Below are 17,316 nucleotides of genomic sequence, written 5' to 3' on the forward strand. Positions count from 1 at the left end.
TCAGTCCCTTCCAGACCCCGCCGAAGTGGCCACGAGTTCCCGCGCCCGAGTCCGGGCCCAATCCTCGGCGGCGAGCACCTCGGCGACGTCGGAGGGTTCGCGCGCCCACCCGTCCGCCTCCGCCAGCACCCGCTCGACCGTGTCCACGATGGACGTGAAAGACGTGCCCCCGCCGAGGAACACCGCGACGGCCTCCTCGTTGGCGGCGTTGTAGACGGCGGGCAGGCAGCCCCCGCCCGAGCCCGCCTGCCGGGCCAGCCGCACCGCGGGGAAGACCGAGTCGTCCAGCGGTTCGAAGGTCCAGGCAGTCGGTGCTTCGAAGGTACACGCGGCGGCGGCCCCGGCGACGCGTTCCGGCCAGCCCAGGGCCAGCGCGATCGGCAGCCGCATGTCCGGCGGGCTGGCCTGGGCGAGCGTGGAGCCGTCGGTGAAGGTCACCATGGAGTGGACGACCGACTGGGGGTGCACCACCACGTCGATCCGCTCGTAGGGCACGTCGAACAGCAGGTGCGCCTCGATCAGCTCCAGGCCCTTGTTGACCAGGGACGCGGAGTTCACCGTGATCACCGGGCCCATGGACCAGGTCGGGTGGGCCATCGCATCGGCCGCGGTGACCCCGGCCAGTTCGGCCCGCGACCGGCCCCGGAAGGGTCCGCCGGACGCCGTGAGCACCAGCCGGGAGACCTCCTCGCGGCGGCCCCCGCGCAGGCACTGGGCCAGCGCCGAGTGCTCGGAGTCGACCGGCACGAGCTGGCCCGGCCGGGCGGCCTTGAGCACCAGCGGCCCGCCGGCGATCAGCGACTCCTTGTTGGCCAGCGCGAGCGTCGCGCCGGTGGCCAGCGCCCGCAGCGTCGGCTCCAGCCCGATCGAGCCGGTGATCCCGTTGAGCACGACGTCCGCCGGCACCGCGTCGACCAGGTCGGTCATCGCGGTCGGCCCGGCGAACAGCTTCGGCAGCTTGTACCCGCCGGAGGAGTACCCGCGCTTCTGGGCCTCGGCGTACAGCGCGAGCGTCACGTCCTCGACGGCCGTGGCCTTCGCGACCGCGACCGCCGAGACGCCGAACTCCACGGCCTGGGCGGCCAGCAGGGCGGGGTCGGACCCGCCCGAGGCCAGCCCGACCACGGAGAAGCGCTCCCGGTTGGCGGCGACGACGTCGAGGGCCTGGGTGCCGATCGACCCGGTGGACCCGAGGACCAGGACCGTGCGTGGTGTGCTCATCGCCGCCATTGTTCCGGAACCAACCTGATAGCCCGCACAGCGGTACTCAGGTCACAGAACGGTAACGCAGGCGTGGGGCCACCCGAACGTGGGCATCCACTGATCAAGCGTCGCCACGGATTCCGCTCGTGGCGGCCATCAGGAAGGAGAGCCCCCGTGGGCATCTTGGGTTGGATCGTTCTCGGCCTCATCGCGGGCGCCATCGCCAAGGCCATCATGCCTGGCCGCGACCCGGGCGGCATCATCATCACGATGCTGCTGGGCATTGTCGGCGCCATTGTCGGAGGGTTCATCGGCCAGGCCCTGTTCGGCACGGACATCAACACGTTCTTCAGCCTGAGCACTTGGCTACTGGCCATTCTCGGCTCGCTGGTCGTCCTGGGCATCTACCGCCTGGTGACCGGCAATCGCGCTCGCGCATAGCGCGTTCCCCCCGCGCGCTGCGCGCGACCAAGCGCCCCCGCCGACAAAGCCGTCGGCGGGGGCGCTTTTATTCGTCGTTCACCCGTCGTCCTCGTGGTCGGCGGGCCACCACCGGAACCGGGCGCGATCCCCGTGTACCTCCAGGTGGAAATCCACCTCGATCCCGTCCGAGTCGATCAGCACCACCGCGCCGGAACCCCCCGGCACCCTGCGCGAACCGCCCGGCCACCGCCGCGAACCCGGGCCGCGCCGAGAACACCCCGGTCATCCACGGGAAATCGCCGCCGTCGACGGCGATCGACCCCAGCACGACCTCGGCGCGGCGCAACTGGAAATCCCACCCGCCGGTCCCGCCGCGATCGCCGGGAATCACCCGGCCAACCCGGCGTCGCGGGCCAACAACGCGGCCTGGACCCGGTTGGTCAACCCCAGTTTCGCCAACAACCGGCTCACGTAGGTCTTCACGGTCGCCTCGCTCATGTGCAGCCGCTGGCCGACGTCGGCGTTGGACATCCCCAACCCCAACAACGCCAGCACCTCCACTTCGCGCTCGGTCAACCCGCCGACCTGCCGCACGGCCTCCTGCCGCCGGGGCTGGCCGACCGCCGCGACCATCCCCACCACCCGGCTGGTCACCATCGGCGACAGGTACGCCTCCCCGGAGTGGACCGCGCGGACCGCGCGCAGCAGCTCCTCGGGCGCGGAGTCCTTCAACAGGAACCCGGCGGCGCCGTCGGACAGCGCGCGCACGATGTTGTCGTCCTCGCCGAACGTGGTGAGCATCACCACCCGCACCGACGGCGCGACGGCCTTGAGCTCACGGGCCGCGGCCAGCCCGTCCAGCCGGGGCATCCGGATGTCGAGCACCGCCACGTCGATCCGGCGCTCCAGGGCGATCTGCACGGCCTCCCGCCCGTCGCCGGCCTCCGCCACGAGTTCGATGTCCTCGGCGGTGCCGAGAATCGCCTTGATGCCGGCCCGCATCAGCGGTTCGTCGTCGGCGATCAGTACCCGGATCAACGTTCACGTCTCCTGCTGGTGGGAGTTCTTCTCGACGAGCTTGCCGCCGGCGAAGCAGAACCGCACTACTTTGGTCGCCTTCCGGGAGTACGACTGGTCGTCGGCCACGAAGTACTCGCACGCCGCGCCGCGCGGCTCCGGCGGCGCGTCCGAGGTGAAGTCGCTGACCAGCGGATCCGCCCCGCCCGGCAGCCGGTCCCGGACCGCCGACTCGGACTCCCCCACCGAGATCGAGTCGTACAGGTCGGGCTTGACCACCTTGGTGACCGGCCGGCTGCCGATCCAGGTGTAGCCGCCGACCACCGCGAGCACCACGACGCCCGCGAGCGCGATCGACCCGACCCCGGCCCACTTGCGGATGCCGCCCGGCTTGACCTGCTCGGCCGGCTCGTCGTCGGCGGGCTCGTCGCCGGCCGCCGCGGTGTCCTCGTACGGCAGCACGGCGGCGATCCGGAACCCGCCCGCGGGCAGCTCCCCGACGTGCAGCATCCCGCCCGCGAGCCGGACCCGCTCGCCCAGCCCGATCAGCCCGAACCCGGCCCCCTTGGCCGCCTTGACCCGGGGCGGGTTGTTGCGCACCTCCACGACCATCGCGTCCGGTTCGTACTTGACCGTCACCTGCACGCTCGCGCCGGACGCGTGCTTGCTCGCGTTGGTCAGCCCCTCCTGCGCGATCCGGTAGGCCGCGTGGCTGACCTTGGCGGGCAGCGGGCACGGCTGGCCGCCGCGCACCAGGCTGACCCGCACCCCGGCCCGCCGCGCGCCCTCCACGAGTTCGTCGATCGCGTCGACGGTGCGCCGCACCTGGTCCTCGTCGGGTTCGTCGCGCCGCAGCACGCCGATCACCCCGCGCAGCTCCTCCATCCCGGTCAGCGCGGCGGTCCGCAGCACCTGCACGGCCTCGCGCTGGCGGTCGCCCAGACCGGGGTCGAGCGAGAGCGCCCCCGCGTGCACCGAGATCAGGCTCAGCCGGTGGCCGAGGCTGTCGTGCATGTCCTGCGCGATCCGGTTCCGCTCCCGCAGCCGCACCTGCCGCGACACCATCTTCCGCTCCCGGACCATGGTCTCCTCGCGGTCCTGCAACGCCGCGACCAGCGCGTTCCGCTGTGCGGTGTACCGCCCGACGAGGAACGGCAACGCGACCACCATGCCGTACACGGTGAGCATCACCCACGACCCGAACGGCCCGCTGAGCCCGGGAGTGGTGATGTCCCACGCGAGCATGTGCAGCGCCAGCCCCAACGCCGCCGTGACCAACGACCGCTGCCACGACACGATCCGGTAGCCGGACGCGTAGGACAGCATCAGGATCGTGGCGACGCCGCCGTGCTCGACGCTGAACACCACCCAGATCCCGAGCAGCAGCGCGATCGCCGGGAACAGCAACCGCAGCACGTAGAGCCCCACGAACGAGACGCCCAAGCCGATCAGCACCCACGCCGGGACCGGGTCCTGCGTGGCGATGAACCCCGGCCAGACGTCCAGCACGACGATGGCGACGATCGCCACCAGCTCCCGCGCGACCCGCCACGGCGTCAGCGCGCGGAAGCGCTCGGCGTGGGTGCGGAGAAACGCGGCCGGCGCCGTCCGGAGGTCCGCGACTTCCGGTCGCAGTCGCTGCACAACAGACGTCACACAGGACAACGTTAAAGAACCTCCCCGCACCGGGCCGCGTTCATTGGTCGCGGATCGACTCGACGAAAGTTGACGAACGGGCACGTTTGGCCGCCAACAGCACACCGGCGATCAACAGCGCCGCGCTGGCCGCCACCATCAGCGTGGACAGCGCGACGATCTCCGGCGACACCCCGCGCTTGCTCGCCTGCGCGTACACGAACACCGGGAGCGTCGTGGAGCCCACGCCGGTCAGGTAACTCGACGTGACCACGTCGTCGAACGAGAGCAGGAACGCGAACGCCGCACCCGCGACCACGGCCGGGGCGACCAGCGGCAGCGTCACCGTCCGGAACGCCACCAGCGGCCCGGCACCGAGGTCCGCTGCGGCCTCCTCCAACCGGTGGTCCATGCCCGCGACCCGCGCCCGCACCACGACCACCACGAAGCTCAGCGAGAACGCCACGTGCGCGGCGAGCAGCGCGCCGAACCCGAGCGGGATGCCGGCGAGCTTCACGCAGAACCCGAGCAGCGCCACCCCCAGCACCACCTCGGGCACCACCAGCGGCAGGCTCAGCAGCACCGTCCACAGCCCGCGCCCCGGGAACGCCCGCCGCAGCCCGAACGCGGCCAGCGTGCCGATGACCGTCGAGATGACCGCGCTCGCCCCGGCGAGCCGCAGCGTGAGGCCCAGGGACTCCAGCACCCGCGAATCGGCGAACAGCTCGCCGTACCAGTGCGTGGACAGGCCGGTGATCCGGCTCAGCGAGCGCGACTCGTTGAACGACACCAACGCGAGCCACAGGATCGGCGCGTAGAGGAACAGGAAGACGAACCCGGCAACCGCCCCCAACGCCCACGGCCGCCGGTTCACAGCACGTCCTCCCCACGTCGTCCGCGCAGCACGAGCACCACCACGACCAGCACCAGCAGCAACACCGCCATCGCCGAGCCGAGCGGCCAGTTGTTGCCGCCCCGGAACTGGTCGTCGATCACGCTGCCGAAGGTCGACTGGTCCACCCCGCCGAGCAGCCGGGGCGTCACGAAATCACCGGCGGCGGGCACCAGGACCAGCAGCGCGCCCGCCAGGACGCCCGGGAACACGCCCGGCAGCACGACCCGCCAGAACGTCGACACCCGACCGTGCCCGAGGTCGTAGGACGCCTCGACCTGCCGGTGGTCGAACCGCTCGCACGCCACGTACAGCGGCAGCACCATGAACGGCAGGAACCCGTAGGTCAGCCCGAGCACCACCGCGCCGTCGGTCAGCAGGAAGCCGCCGGGCCGGTCCAGCCCGACCACCCCGAGCAGCCGGTTGACCAGCCCGTCGCCGTCCAGCAGCGCCTTCCACGCGTAGATCCGCGCCAGGTAGCTCGACCAGAACGGCACCAGCACGGCGGCCAGCAGAACGGTCCGGTACCGGCCGCCGTGCCGGGCGATGAACCACGCCAGGGGGAAGCCGAGCAGCAGGCACAGCGCGGTGGTCGCGCCCGCGTAGGCGAGGGTGCGGCCGAAGATCGGCAGGAACGCCGGGTCCAGCGCCGTCAGGTACGCCTGCGCCGTCCACGGCAGCACCGCGCGCGCCACGCCGGTGTCGCGGGTGGCGAAGCTGAACTGGACCACCAGCGCCAGCGGCGCGATGAGGAAAACGCCCAGCCAGAGGCCGGTGGGGGCGAGCAGACCGGTGGCGACCAGCCACCTGCGCCGGGTTCGGAGCACGAGCGCACATGATGCCACCTCCGCCGACGTCCACCAGCCGGGCGAAAACGGCCCCGTCCCCGGCGTCCCGGTCAGCCCGTCTTGACCTTCGTCCACGCGTCCGCGTACCGGGCCTCCACCTCGCCGCCGAGGTCCTTGGTGAACGGCAGCTTCGCGAGCCGTTCCGCCGAGGGGTACACCAGCGGGTCCTCCAGCAGCTCCTTGTCGATCAACGGCTTGGCCGCCGCGTTCGGGCTGCCGTACCGGACCGCGTTGGCCAGCGCCGCACCCACCTCCGGCCCGAGGATGTAATCGATGAACCGGTGCGCGTTGGCCGCGTGCGGGGCGTCCTTCGGCACGCACAGCAGGTCCACGTAGGACAGGCCGCCCTCGGTGGGGATGGCGTACCCGATGTCCGGGTTGGCCCCGCGCGCCTGGAACGCGTCGCCGGAGTAGGACTGGGCCAGCGGCACCTGCCCGCCGGTCAGCGGCTCGATGACGTCGGAGGTGATCTGCCCGATCTTCTTCTTCAGCTCCAGCAGCACCGCCACCGCGTCGTCCAGGTGCGCGGCGTCGGTGGTGTTCGGGTCGTGGCCGGCCTTGAGCAGGCCCAGCGCCAGGCCGTCCCGCGCCTCGTCCAGGATCGTGCTGCGGCCCTGCGCGGCGGCCAGGTCGTAGGCCGAGAAGCCGGTCACGTCCCCGAGCAGGGACTTCGAGTACGCCAGCCCCGTCGTGCCCCACGCCCACGGCACGGAGTAGGCGTTGCCGGGGTCGTAGTCGGCCTCGGTGAACCGCTGGTCGAGGTTCTTCAGGTTCGGCAGCAGGTCGTGGTCCAGCGGCGACAGCAGGCCCGAGCGCAGGAACCGGCGCAGGAAGTTGTCGCTGGGCACCACGAGGTCGTAGCCCGCCGCGCCGGAGGCGATCTTGGCCTCCATCTCGTCGTTGGTGCTGAAGTTGTCGTAGGTGACGTCGATGCCGGCGGCGGCCTTGAAGCCGGACAGCGTGTCCGGAGCGATGTAGTCCGTCCAGTTGTAGAAGTTCAGCTTCGGCTCGTCCTTGGCGTTGACCGCCTTCGCCTTCGACGTGGGCGCGGGGCCGGCACCCGGCGCTTCGCCGACACCGCACGCGCCCGTCGCGGCGAGGGCGAAGAACGCCGAGGAGCGCAGCATCGTCCGGCGGGTCACCCGCGCCGAGTCCACGTCCCACAGGCGGGCGATCCGGAGGTTGCGTTCAGTCATCTGCGTTCTCCAACAGCACGGTGAAGTCAGGGTCCCAGGCCATCCGCACGGGTTGCCCCGGCGCGCCCGCGTCGTCGATGCGGCGGGTGTTCTGCACGAACGCGACGAGTTCGCCGCCGCCGGGCACGTCGACCACGTACTGCGTCGACACCCCGGTGTACACGACATCGCGCACGGTGCCGTTGAACACGCACCAGCCTGACGGCGGTTCGCCCGCCTGGTCGTACAAGTGCACCTTCTCGGGGCGCACGGTCGCGGCCACGCGCTGCCCGTGCCGCACCTCGCCGTGCAGCGCGGCGCGCAGCCGCGTCACGCCCGGCGCGGACAGCTCCACCCACCGGCCGTCCACACCGGACACCTCGGCGTCCAGGATGTTCGAGGTGCCGATGAACCCGGCCACGAACCGGGTCGCCGGGCGCTCGTAGACGTCCTCCGGGTAGCCGACCTGTTCCAGCTTCCCGGCGTTCATCACGGCGATCCGGTGCGACAGGACCAGCGCCTCCTCCTGGTCGTGCGTGACGTAGAGGAACGTCGTGCCGACCTCGCGCTGGATCCGCATCAACTCCATCTGGAGTTCCTTGCGCAGCACGGCGTCCAGCGCGCCCAGCGGTTCGTCCAGCAGGAGCAGCTGCGGGCCGGCGGCCAACGCGCGGGCGATCGCGACGCGCTGCTGCTGCCCGCCGGAGAGCTGCGCCGGCCGGCGTTTGGCGAACTGGCTCAACCGCACCAGCTCCAGGTGTTCACCGACCGTCTTGCGCAGTTGGTCGCCCTTGACGCCTTTGCGCTTCACGCCGTACGCCACGTTGTCCCACACCGACATGTGCGGGAACAGCGCGTACGACTGGAAGACCGTGTTCACGTCCCGCCGGTAAGGCGGCACGCCCACCATGTCGACGCCGTCCAGCTCGATCCGGCCGGCGTCCGGGTGCTCGAACCCGGCGACCATCCGCAGCAGGGTCGTCTTGCCGCAGCCGGACGGGCCGAGCACGGAGAAGAACTCGCCTTCGTGCACCCGCAACGAGATGTCGTCCACCGCGGTCTGGTCGGAGAACCGCTTGGACACCCCGTAGAGGCCCACCTCGACGGGTGCGAACGTGTCGGGCGTGGGCTCCTCGGCCGGGTGGAAGCCGGGCTGCTCGGTCAACTCGCCGCCTTTCGCTGGTCAAACAGCGGGTGAGGGTAGACCTCGGGGCGGTGCCGCGCACCTCACGTCTCGCGCACGCCCGCCATGTGCGACGATTGCCACCGTTGGTGAACGTGATCGGGCAGGAAGGTCGTGCGGCTGTGTCTTCGTCCTCGGAACTGGACAAGCGTCCGGCGGTCGACACCCACGACGAGCCGTCGGCCGAGTGGGGTTGGCACGGCACCTTCCCCAAGGGCATCAGGATCGCCGGTTGGCTGTCCGTGCTGGCCACGTTCTCCCTGCTGATCGGCAACCACCACGGCCGGGTCGAGAACATCTGGGTGATCGCGTTCGGCACCGGCATGGCGCTGCTGCTGATCTGGGAACAGGTCCGCAGCCGGACCTCCTGGCGCAAGCGCTAGCCCACCACCCGCCGGGTCGCGAGCGGCCCGGCCGGCACTCGACGGTTTCGTGATTCCCGGACCCGGACCCCTCAGGTCCGGGTCGTCGTCGATCACGCACGAGCAGCTCGGACCCCTTGGTCCGGACGGGCCGTGGAAGCCTCACTTCCCACCCAGTGAACGCCGGTTGCGCACATCCGCATACGACAGTTGGCTCAGTGTCGCGCAGCGCACACATTCACTTGCTCTCCGTGAGAGGAATTACCCGCCATGTCCGTCACGGACGAACTACTGGCCAACAACGCCGCCTACGTCGAACAGTTCTCCGGCCCGCTGCCGCTGCCCCCGTCGAAGCACGTCGCCGTGCTGGCGTGCATGGACGCGCGCCTGGACGTGTACCGCGTGCTCGGGCTGAACGAGGGCGAGGCGCACGTCATCCGCAACGCGGGCGGCGTGGTGACCGAGGACGAGGTCCGGTCGCTGGCGATCAGCCAGCGCCTGCTGGGGACCAGGGAGATCATCCTGATCCACCACACGGACTGCGGGATGCTCACCTTCACCGACGACGAGTTCAAGCGGGCGATCCAGGACGAGGTGGGCGTGAAGCCGCCGTGGGCGGCCGAGGCGTTCAAGGACCTGGACGAGGACGTCCGCCAGTCCGTCGGCCGCATCCGCAACAGCCCGTATATCCCGCTGAAGGACTCGATCCGCGGCTTCGTGTTCGACGTGGCGACGGGCAAGCTGGACGAGGTGGTCTGACCCCGCGAACGGCGGGCCGGGCTCCGGGTGTGCACGCCTGGAGCCGGTCCGGCACGTCGCCGGTGAGCGCGTCGACCGCGCCGACCGGCGGCGTACCGCTGCTCAGCCCTCCGCCGCCAGCTGGCCGCACGCGGCGGCGATCTCCTGGCCCCGGGTGTCGCGCACGGTGCAGGCCACGCCCTGGTCGTTGACCCGGCGGACGAACTCGCGCTCCACCGGCTTCGGCGAGGCGTCCCACTTCGAGCCCGGGGTGGGGTTGAGCGGGATCACGTTCACGTGGACCAGCTGCCCGAGGTGGCGGCGCAGGAGCTTGCCGAGCATGTCCGCGCGCCACGGCTGGTCGTTGATGTCGCGGATCAGCGCGTACTCGATCGACACCCGGCGGCCGGTCCGGTCCGCGTAGCCGCGCGCCGCCTCCAGCACCTCGGCGACCTTCCACTTCGTGTTGACCGGCACGAGCGTGTCGCGCAGTTCGTCGTCCGGCGTGTGCAGCGACACCGCGAGCCGGACCTGGAGGTCCTCCTCGGTCATCTTCCTGATCGCGGGCACCAGGCCGACCGTCGACACTGTCACCGAGCGCTGCGAGATGCCCAGGCCCGACGGGGCCGGGTCGCAGATGCGGTGCACCGACTCGATCACCCGCTTGTAGTTCGCCAGCGGCTCGCCCATGCCCATGAAGACGATGTTGGACAGCCGCCCCGGGCCGCCGGGCAGCTCGCCGTCGCGCATGGCCGCGGCGCCCCGGCGCACCTGGTCCACGATCTCGGCCGTCGACAGGTTGCGGGTCAGGCCGCCCTGCCCGGTCGCGCAGAACGGGCACGCCATGCCGCAGCCGGCCTGCGAGGAGATGCACAGCGTCGCCCGGTCCGGGTACCTCATCAGCACCGATTCGACCAGCGTTCCGTCGTGCGCGCGCAGCAGCGTCTTGCGGGTCGTGCCCGCGTCGGCCTCGACGCTGCGCAGCTCGGTCCACAGCGGTGGCATGAGGTCGGCGACCAGCCGGTCGCGCGAGTCGGCCGGGATGTCGGTCATCTCGGCCGGGTCGACGGTCAGCCGGCTGAAGTAGTGGTTGGACAGCTGGGCGGCGCGGAACGGCTTCTCGCCCAACGCCGCCACGGCCTCTTTCCGCTGCTCGGCGGTGAGGTCGGCGAGGTGGCGCGGCGGCAGGCCGCGTTTGGGCGCGTCGAAGACGAGGGGGAGTGCAGTCATAGCGCCCTCCAGTGTCCCACGTCGGAGCGACTCACATCACCGTTGCATCGCGATGCGTTCCGATATATCGTCGACACGTCAGAACCGATCGATGAAGGAGATAGCGATATGAGGTTCCCCCACGAGAACCACGGCATGCACGACCGCCACCAGCGCGGCCGGGGCTTCGGCGACCCGAGGCGCGGCTTCGGCGGAGGCGACCCGAGGCGCGGGTTCGGGCCGTTCGGCGGCCCCCCGGTCCCGCCCGAGCCGCCGGGCTTCTTCCCGGGCGGCCGGGGTCGCGGTGGCCGGCAGCGCAAGGGCAACGTCCGCGCGGCCGTGCTCGCCCTGCTGGCCGAACGGCCCATGCACGGCTACGAGATGATCCAGGAGATCGGCCGGCGCACGGACGGCCTGTGGCGGCCCAGCCCCGGCTCGGTCTACCCGACGCTCCAACTGCTCGCCGACGAGGGGCTCGTCGCGTCCAGCGAGGAGTCCGGCGGCAAGAAGCTGTTCACGCTCACCGAGTCCGGCCAGGCCGAAGCGGCCAAGCTGGAGGGCGCGCCGCCGTGGCAGCAGGTCAACGACGAGGTCGACCTCCAGGCGGCGAAGCTGCGCACGGCGTCGCGGCACCTGGGCTCGGCGATGCACCAGATGGCCCACGCGGGCACGCGTGAGCAGAAGACCCGGGCCGTCGAGGTGCTCAACGAGGCCCGGCGCAAGCTCTACGCCATCCTGGGCGAACTGGACGTCGAAGAGGACACCGACGAGGAGTGAGCTACCAGCGGCCGTGCACCAACGGCCGCACCAGCTCGTCGTACACCGCCTTGACCTCGTCCCGCGAGGTCAGCGGCGGGAGGTCCGCGGCGGCCGAGTTGGCCCGCGCCTGCTCGGCGGTGCGGGCGCCGGGGATCACCACGGTCACGCCGGGCTGGTCGACGATCCAGCGCAGTGCGAACTGCGCCATCGTCGCGCCCTCGGGCACCAGCCCGCGCAGCCGTTGCACCGCCTCCAGGCCGACCTCGAACGGCACGCCGGAGAACGTCTCGCCGACGTCGAACGCCTCGCCGTTGCGGTTGAAGCTGCGGTGGTCGTCGGCACCGAACTCGGTGTCCCGGCGGTACTTGCCCGACAGCAGCCCGGAGGCCAGCGGCACCCGCGCGACGACCGCCACGCCCGCGTCCGCCGCCGCCGGCAGCACCCGCTCCAGCGGCTTGTGCCGCAACGCGTTCAGGATGATCTGCACGCTCGCCACGCCCGGCCGGGCGATCGCCGTCAGCGCTTCCTCCGTGGTCTCGACCGACACCCCGTAGGCGGCGATCCGCCCGGCCTGCACCATCTCGTCCAGGGTGTCGAACACCTCGTCGGTGGAGTACACCGGCGTCGGCGGGCAGTGCAGCTGCACCAGGTCCAGCGTGTCCACGCCCAGGTTCGCCCGCGACCGGTCGTTCCACGCCAGGAAGTTCGCCCGGCTGTAGTTCTCCGGCGCCTGCTCGACGCGGCGGCCCATCTTGGTGGCCACCGTGAGGCCGGCGTCGCCGCGTTCCCGCAGGAACCGGCCGACCAGCTGCTCACTGCGGCCGTCGCCGTAGACGTCGGCGGTGTCCAGGAAGTCCACCCCGGAGTCGACGGCGGCGTGCAGGATCGCCAGCGCGTCGGACTCCTCCACCTGGCCCCAGTCGGCCCCGAGCTGCCAGCAGCCCAGCCCGATCACGCCGACCCGACGACCCAGCCTGCCCGCGTTCCGGTTCTCCACGCGCCCGATCCTATGTGCACGCCGGCACCCGAACCACTCACGGAAGCACGAGCCCGGACGGCTTGCGCCGGGTGTGGAGCCGGTAGCCCACCTCGAACGACAGGCCGGAAGTCTGCGCGATCGCGCGTTCGGCGATCTTCGCGGAGAACTCGATGCGCAACACCGCTTCGAGGTCCTTACGCGTCTCGAAGCTCCACAGCGCGCGCACGCGTCGCATCACGAACCCTTGTGCCGCGAAGAACTCTTCGACCTCCATCGGGTTGTAGCGGGGTTCGTCGGCGCACAGCCACGGGCCGTAAGGCTCCGCCGAGCCGTCGAGGTCCACGATCGCGAGCGTCCCGCCGGGCCGTAGCACGCGGTCGGCCTCACGCATGCCGGGCTCGCAACCGGGTCCGAAGAAGTAGGCCGTGCGCGCGTGCACGAGGTCCGCGCTGCTGTCCGGCAACGGCAGCCGCTGCGCAGGCCCCGCGACCACGGACGCGTTCGGCACGTCGGCGACGCGCTCCCGGGCCCGCCGCACCAGCGGCGGGTGGGGTTCGACGCCGACCACCCGTCTGGATCTTCGCGCGAACACCGGCAGGTGGAATCCGTCACCGCAGCCGACGTCCACCACGTCCTGGCCGGTCCAGTCGACGGCCTCGGCGAGCGCGCGCCAGATCGCGCCTTCCACGTCCTGCGCTCGGTTCTCCACCTCGTAGACGTCCGGCCAGTGCCAGATGTTGGGGCTGGGCAGGACGTCGACAGGTCGCACGGCGGCCAGCGCGGCGCGGACGAATCCCTTCACGAAACAAGGGTAGAGCCGTAGCGTGATCATTCCCCCCGGCTCGCAGGAGGTAATGCGGTGTCGATTGTCCCGAATTCTCCCGCTCTGGCCGAATTGCACCACGGCGCGCCCTGCTGGGTGGAGCTGCCGACCGTGGACCGGCAAGCGGCCATCGACTTCTACACCGGGCTGTTCGGCTGGACGTACGCCGACGTGGCCGGGCACACGGTCGCCGTCGTCGACGGCCTGCCGGTGGCCGAGCTGCGCGCCGCCGACGGCGGCTTCGGGTGGACGCTCTACCTGAACACCCCGCACGCCCGCGCCACCGCCGAGAAGGCCCACGCGATCGGCGGGCACGTGCTGCGCGAGCCGGACGAGGTGAGCACGCTGATCGCGGACCCGACCGGCGGCGTGATCGGCTTCCGGCACGTGCCGCCGGACTGGCTGTTCGGCACCGACGGCCACGGCGCGTACGCCTGGGCGGAGCTGAACACCCGCGACGGCGCGACGGCCGACGAGTTCTTCCACGAGCTGTGCGGCTTCGAGATCACCCAGATCGGCGACGGCCACGCCGTGGACTACACGATCTGGGCGGTGCAGGGCGAAACCGTGCTGGGCCGGCAGCGGATGGGCAGCGCGTTCGCGCCGGACACCCCGGCGCACTGGATGGTCTACTTCACCGCCGACCCGGAGATCGGCGCGGACTCGGTCGCGTCCCGCGTGCTGGAGCTGGGCGGACGGGTCACCGTCGAGCCGTACGACAGCCCGTTCGGCCGGGTCACCGTGGTCGCCGACCACACCGGCTCGGCGTTCTCGGTGATCGACCCGTCCCGCGCGGTCCCGCTGTCCGAGGAGGACACGGGCGCGCCCGTGGACGACCCCTACGACGACTGAAGCCCGATCAGGGCACGAACGCGTGCAGCAGCAGCCAGGACACGACGGCGGACGGCAGCAACGAGTCCATCCGGTCCATCAGACCGCCGTGGCCGGGCAGCAGCGTGCCCATGTCCTTGAGCCCGAGGTCCCGTTTGATCAGCGACTCCACCAGGTCACCGGTGGTCGCGGTGACGACCAGCGCCGCACCGAACAGCACGCCGTGCCACCAGACGCCGTCCAGCATCAGGCCGACCGTGAGCGCGCCGCCCACCATGCCCGCGACCAGCGACCCGGCGAAGCCCTCCCAGGACTTCTTCGGGCTGATCGCCGGCGCCATCGGGTGCTTGCCGAAGAACACGCCCGCCGCGTACCCGCCGGTGTCCGACAGGACGACACCGATCAGGAACGCGAGCACGCGGAACACGCCGTCCTCGGGGACCACGAGCATCACCGCGAAGGACCCGAACACGGCCACGTAGACGACCGTGAAGATGGACGCCGTGACGTCCCGCAGGTAGCCGTCCGCACCGTCCTTGAGCCGCCAGATCAGGCACACCAGCACGGTCACCACGAACGCGGCGAGCATCCCGTCGCGGCCGAACGGCCAGGCCAGCCACACCACCGCCTGGCCGCCCAGCAGCACCGGCACCAGCGCGACCTTGATGTCGCCGCCCCGCTTCAGCGCGCCGGTCAACTCGTACATGGACACCGCGACCGCGATCGCGACCACGCCGACGAACAGCTGGCGCACCGTGAACAGGGCGAACAGGATGACCGCGCCCAGCCCGACACCCACGGCGATGGCCGCCCGGAGGTCCCGGCCCGCGCGGGACGCGTTCTTCCCGGCCGCGCCCTGCTCACCGCCGCCTGACACCTGTGCTCCTATCACGGCCGTCGACCGGCCAAGGAAACCACGCGACCGGTCATCCGGCCGAACGACACCGACGCGTCCAACGCGCCCCTCCGGACCTTCTCCAGCAGCGGCGGCCTAGACCTCCAGCAGCTCGGCTTCCTTGTGCTTGACCAGCTCCTCGACCTGGGCGACGTAACGGTGCGTCACGTTCTCCAGCTCCTTCTCGCCGCGGGCGCCGTCGTCCTCGCCCACCTCGCCGTCCTTGACCAGGCGGTCCAGCTCCTCCTTGGCCTTGCGGCGGATGTTGCGGATGGACACCTTGGCGTCCTCGCCCTTGGACTTGGCGACCTTCACCATCTCGCGGCGGCGCTCCTCGGACAGCTGCGGGATCACCACGCGGATGACCGCGCCGTCGTTGCTGGGGTTCACCCCCAGGTCCGAATCGCGGATGGCCTTCTCGACCGAGTTCAGCTGGGAAGCGTCGTAGGGCTTGACGACCGCCATCCGGGCCTCCGGGATGGCGACGCTGGCCAGCTGGTTCAACGGGGTCGGCGAACCGTAGTACTCGACGACGATGCGGGAGAACATGGAGGGTGTGGCGCGGCCGGTGCGCACCGCCGCCAGGTCCTCCTTCGCCACGGACACCGCTTTTTCCATCTTCTCCTCGGCGTCGAGGAGGGTCTCGTCGATCACGGCTTGACTCCCTTGGTGTGCGAAGTTCTGCTCGAATCCCAGCAGGTCTAGAAAGACGGGCGACCACCGGGGGTGCTCACCAGCGTGCCGATCTTCTCACCACGCACGGCGCGCGCGATGTTCCCCTCGGTGAGCAGGTTGAACACCATGATCGGCATGTTGTTGTCCATGCACAGGCTGAACGCGGTCGCGTCGGCGACGTTCAGGCCGCGTTCGAGGACTTCGCGGTGCGTGATGTTGTCGAACATCAGCGCGTCCGGGTCGGTCTTGGGGTCGGCGGTGTAGATGCCGTCCACCGCCTTCGCCATCAGCACGACCTCGCAGCCGATCTCCAGCGCCCGCTGCGCGGCCGTGGTGTCGGTGGAGAAGTACGGCATGCCCGCGCCGCCGCCGAAGATCACCACGCGGCCCTTCTCCAGGTGGCGCATGGCCCGGCGGGGGATGTAGGACTCGGCGACCTGGCCCATCGTGATGGCGGTCTGCACGCGCGTGTCGATGCCGTGCTCGCGTTCCAGGAAGTCCTGCAACGCCAGGCAGTTCATGACGGTGCCGAGCATCCCCATGTAGTCGGCGCGGCTGCGGTCCATGCCGCGCTGCTGGAGTTCGGCACCCCGGAAGAAGTTGCCGCCACCGATCACGACGGCGACCTGGACACCTGTTCGGACGACCGCGGCGATCTGGCGGGAGACGTTCTGCACGACGTCGGGATCGACGCCCACACCGCCACCGCCGAACATCTCACCGCCGAGTTTGAGCATGACCCGGTGGTAACCGTGGCCTGGCTCTGCGTCTACCTCTGCGCTCACAGGTCCTCCTCTGGACACGGCAAGGGCGGGGTTGCATCCTTGCGCAACCCCGCCCTCACGCGAATCAGGCCTCGCCGACCTCGAACCGGGCGAAGCGGGTCACGGTGACCCCGGCCTCGTCCAGCACAGCCTTGACGTTCTTCTTGGACTCGGTCACGGACGCCTGCTCCAGCAGGACGACGTCCTTGAAGAAGCCGTTCACCCGGCCCTCGACGATCTTGGGCAGGGCCGCCTCGGGCTTGCCCTCCTCGCGCGAGGTCTCCTCGGCGATGCGGCGCTCGTTGGCGACCACGTCGGCCGGCACCTCGTCGCGGGTGAGGTAGCGCGGGCGCATCGCGGCGACCTGCATCGCGGCACCGCGCGCGGCGTCCTCGTTGTCACCGGTGTACTCGACCACGACGCCCACGGCGGGCGGCAGGTCGGCGGCACGCCGGTGCAGGTAGGTGGTGACGGTGCCGTCGAACACGGCGACCTTCGCCAGCTCCAGCTTCTCGCCGATCTTGGCCGAGAACTCCTGGACCACGGCGTCGACGGTCTGGCCGTCGAGGTCGGTGGCCTTGAGCACCTCGACGTCCGCCGGGCGGGTCGCCTTGGCGACCGCGACGATCCGCGAGGCCAGCTCCTGGAAGTCGGAGTTCTTGGCGACGAAGTCGGTCTCGCAGCGCAGCTCGATCATCACGCCGTCCTCGGCGGAGACCAGACCGTTGGAGGTGGTGCGCGCGGCGCGCTTGTCGACGTCCTTCGCACCCTTGATGCGCAGGATCTCGACCGCCTTGTCGAAGTCGCCGTCGGACTCTTCCAGCGCCTTCTTGCAGTCCATCATGCCTGCGGCGGTCAGCTCGCGCAGGCGCTTCACGTCAGCGGCGGTGTAGTTCGCCATCGTG

20 protein-coding genes are annotated in these 17,316 nt (G+C 70.9%); 5 read left to right on the top strand and 15 right to left on the bottom strand.

The window, feature by feature from the left end:
- Positions 1–1,221, bottom strand: coding sequence for a 1-deoxy-D-xylulose-5-phosphate reductoisomerase (gene dxr / locus AC0HI0_RS26895; protein WP_480926284.1), 1,221 nt, complete (start codon positions 1,219–1,221; stop codon positions 1–3).
- Positions 1,222–1,377: 156 nt separating this feature from the next.
- On the opposite strand from dxr, the gene AC0HI0_RS26900 reads away from it, so the two are divergent.
- Complete coding sequence (locus AC0HI0_RS26900; protein WP_360735020.1) at positions 1,378–1,644, top strand: GlsB/YeaQ/YmgE family stress response membrane protein; 267 nt, start codon at positions 1,378–1,380, stop codon at positions 1,642–1,644.
- A gap of 78 nt (positions 1,645–1,722) precedes the next feature.
- Here the strand turns inward: AC0HI0_RS26900 and AC0HI0_RS26905 are convergent, their stop codons facing one another.
- From AC0HI0_RS26905 to AC0HI0_RS26935, 7 genes are all read right to left on the bottom strand, one after another.
- Positions 1,723–1,851 carry a hypothetical protein gene (locus AC0HI0_RS26905; protein ID WP_480926285.1) on the bottom strand — a complete coding sequence of 43 codons (129 nt, stop codon included), beginning with the start codon at positions 1,849–1,851 and terminating at the stop codon, positions 1,723–1,725.
- Between the two features lie 162 nt (positions 1,852–2,013).
- Complete coding sequence (locus AC0HI0_RS26910) at positions 2,014–2,664, bottom strand: response regulator (RefSeq protein WP_480926286.1); 651 nt, start codon at positions 2,662–2,664, stop codon at positions 2,014–2,016.
- Between the two features lie 3 nt (positions 2,665–2,667).
- The gene (locus tag AC0HI0_RS26915) at positions 2,668–4,299 is read right to left on the bottom strand and encodes a sensor histidine kinase (protein ID WP_480926287.1); all 1,632 of its coding nucleotides are present in this window, start codon (positions 4,297–4,299) and stop codon (positions 2,668–2,670) included.
- A gap of 40 nt (positions 4,300–4,339) precedes the next feature.
- Positions 4,340–5,152 (bottom strand): ABC transporter permease, encoded by an 813-nt coding sequence (locus AC0HI0_RS26920; protein ID WP_480926288.1) that lies wholly within the window; start codon positions 5,150–5,152, stop codon positions 4,340–4,342.
- Positions 5,149–5,997 (bottom strand): ABC transporter permease, encoded by an 849-nt coding sequence (locus AC0HI0_RS26925; protein WP_480926289.1) that lies wholly within the window; start codon positions 5,995–5,997, stop codon positions 5,149–5,151. Before AC0HI0_RS26925 ends, AC0HI0_RS26920 begins: the two co-directional genes overlap by 4 nt.
- Positions 5,998–6,068: 71 nt before the next feature.
- On the bottom strand, positions 6,069–7,214 hold the full coding sequence (locus AC0HI0_RS26930; RefSeq protein WP_480926290.1) for a polyamine ABC transporter substrate-binding protein: 1,146 nt from the start codon (positions 7,212–7,214) through the stop codon (positions 6,069–6,071).
- Positions 7,207–8,358 carry an ABC transporter ATP-binding protein gene (locus tag AC0HI0_RS26935; RefSeq protein ID WP_480926291.1) on the bottom strand — a complete coding sequence of 384 codons (1,152 nt, stop codon included), beginning with the start codon at positions 8,356–8,358 and terminating at the stop codon, positions 7,207–7,209. Before AC0HI0_RS26935 ends, AC0HI0_RS26930 begins: the two co-directional genes overlap by 8 nt.
- 140 nt (positions 8,359–8,498) lie before the next feature.
- Between AC0HI0_RS26935 and AC0HI0_RS26940 the strand changes: the two genes are divergently transcribed.
- Both AC0HI0_RS26940 and AC0HI0_RS26945 read left to right on the top strand, forming a co-directional pair.
- On the top strand, positions 8,499–8,759 hold the full coding sequence (locus tag AC0HI0_RS26940) for a DUF2631 domain-containing protein (RefSeq protein WP_480926292.1): 261 nt from the start codon (positions 8,499–8,501) through the stop codon (positions 8,757–8,759).
- 249 nt (positions 8,760–9,008) lie between these two features.
- Positions 9,009–9,497 carry a beta-class carbonic anhydrase gene (locus AC0HI0_RS26945; protein WP_480926293.1) on the top strand — a complete coding sequence of 163 codons (489 nt, stop codon included), beginning with the start codon at positions 9,009–9,011 and terminating at the stop codon, positions 9,495–9,497.
- A 102-nt stretch (positions 9,498–9,599) separates the two neighbouring features.
- Here AC0HI0_RS26945 and rlmN read toward each other — a convergent pair whose 3' ends face one another.
- A complete protein-coding gene (gene rlmN, locus AC0HI0_RS26950) occupies positions 9,600–10,706 on the bottom strand; it encodes a dual-specificity RNA methyltransferase RlmN (RefSeq protein ID WP_480926294.1) in 1,107 nt (368 codons plus the stop codon).
- A gap of 108 nt (positions 10,707–10,814) precedes the next feature.
- On the opposite strand from rlmN, the gene AC0HI0_RS26955 reads away from it, so the two are divergent.
- Positions 10,815–11,462: a PadR family transcriptional regulator gene (locus tag AC0HI0_RS26955; protein WP_480926295.1), complete on the top strand. Its 648-nt coding sequence runs from the start codon at positions 10,815–10,817 to the stop codon at positions 11,460–11,462.
- Between the two features lies 1 nt (position 11,463).
- Here AC0HI0_RS26955 and AC0HI0_RS26960 read toward each other — a convergent pair whose 3' ends face one another.
- Together AC0HI0_RS26960 and AC0HI0_RS26965 are read right to left on the bottom strand one after the other, a co-directional pair.
- Entirely contained in the window at positions 11,464–12,441 is a 978-nt protein-coding gene (locus tag AC0HI0_RS26960) for an aldo/keto reductase (protein WP_480926296.1), read from the bottom strand.
- Positions 12,442–12,478: 37 nt separating this feature from the next.
- Positions 12,479–13,225 (bottom strand): class I SAM-dependent methyltransferase, encoded by a 747-nt coding sequence (locus tag AC0HI0_RS26965; protein ID WP_480926297.1) that lies wholly within the window; start codon positions 13,223–13,225, stop codon positions 12,479–12,481.
- A gap of 57 nt (positions 13,226–13,282) precedes the next feature.
- Between AC0HI0_RS26965 and AC0HI0_RS26970 the strand changes: the two genes are divergently transcribed.
- Entirely contained in the window at positions 13,283–14,098 is an 816-nt protein-coding gene (locus AC0HI0_RS26970) for a VOC family protein (RefSeq protein ID WP_480926298.1), read from the top strand.
- Positions 14,099–14,105: 7 nt separating this feature from the next.
- On the opposite strand, the gene AC0HI0_RS26975 is transcribed toward AC0HI0_RS26970, so the two are convergent.
- The 4 genes from AC0HI0_RS26975 to tsf all read right to left on the bottom strand — a co-directional run bounded on the left by AC0HI0_RS26975 (position 14,106) and on the right by tsf (position 17,312).
- A complete protein-coding gene (locus AC0HI0_RS26975; protein WP_480926299.1) occupies positions 14,106–14,954 on the bottom strand; it encodes a phosphatidate cytidylyltransferase in 849 nt (282 codons plus the stop codon).
- A gap of 114 nt (positions 14,955–15,068) precedes the next feature.
- Positions 15,069–15,626, bottom strand: a complete 558-nt coding sequence (frr, locus tag AC0HI0_RS26980) for a ribosome recycling factor (RefSeq protein WP_480926300.1) — start codon at positions 15,624–15,626, stop codon at positions 15,069–15,071.
- A gap of 47 nt (positions 15,627–15,673) precedes the next feature.
- The gene (pyrH, locus tag AC0HI0_RS26985) at positions 15,674–16,384 is read right to left on the bottom strand and encodes a UMP kinase (RefSeq protein ID WP_480926301.1); all 711 of its coding nucleotides are present in this window, start codon (positions 16,382–16,384) and stop codon (positions 15,674–15,676) included.
- 112 nt (positions 16,385–16,496) lie between these two features.
- Positions 16,497–17,312, bottom strand: coding sequence for a translation elongation factor Ts (tsf, locus tag AC0HI0_RS26990; protein WP_480926302.1), 816 nt, complete (start codon positions 17,310–17,312; stop codon positions 16,497–16,499).
- Positions 17,313–17,316 lie beyond the last annotated feature (4 nt).

The sequence above is a fragment of the Saccharothrix sp. NBAS 001 genome (genome assembly GCF_056640475.1).

Coding starts and splice junctions, on each gene's coding strand:
- pyrH (WP_480926301.1), bottom strand. CDS start 16,384: ATGCTCAAACTCGGCGGTGAGATGTTCGGCGGTGGCGGTGTGGGCGTC.
- AC0HI0_RS26945 (WP_480926293.1), top strand. CDS start 9,009: ATGTCCGTCACGGACGAACTACTGGCCAACAACGCCGCCTACGTCGAA.
- AC0HI0_RS26930 (WP_480926290.1), bottom strand. CDS start 7,214: ATGACTGAACGCAACCTCCGGATCGCCCGCCTGTGGGACGTGGACTCG.
- dxr (WP_480926284.1), bottom strand. CDS start 1,221: ATGAGCACACCACGCACGGTCCTGGTCCTCGGGTCCACCGGGTCGATC.
- tsf (WP_480926302.1), bottom strand. CDS start 17,312: ATGGCGAACTACACCGCCGCTGACGTGAAGCGCCTGCGCGAGCTGACC.
- AC0HI0_RS26955 (WP_480926295.1), top strand. CDS start 10,815: ATGAGGTTCCCCCACGAGAACCACGGCATGCACGACCGCCACCAGCGC.
- rlmN (WP_480926294.1), bottom strand. CDS start 10,706: ATGACTGCACTCCCCCTCGTCTTCGACGCGCCCAAACGCGGCCTGCCG.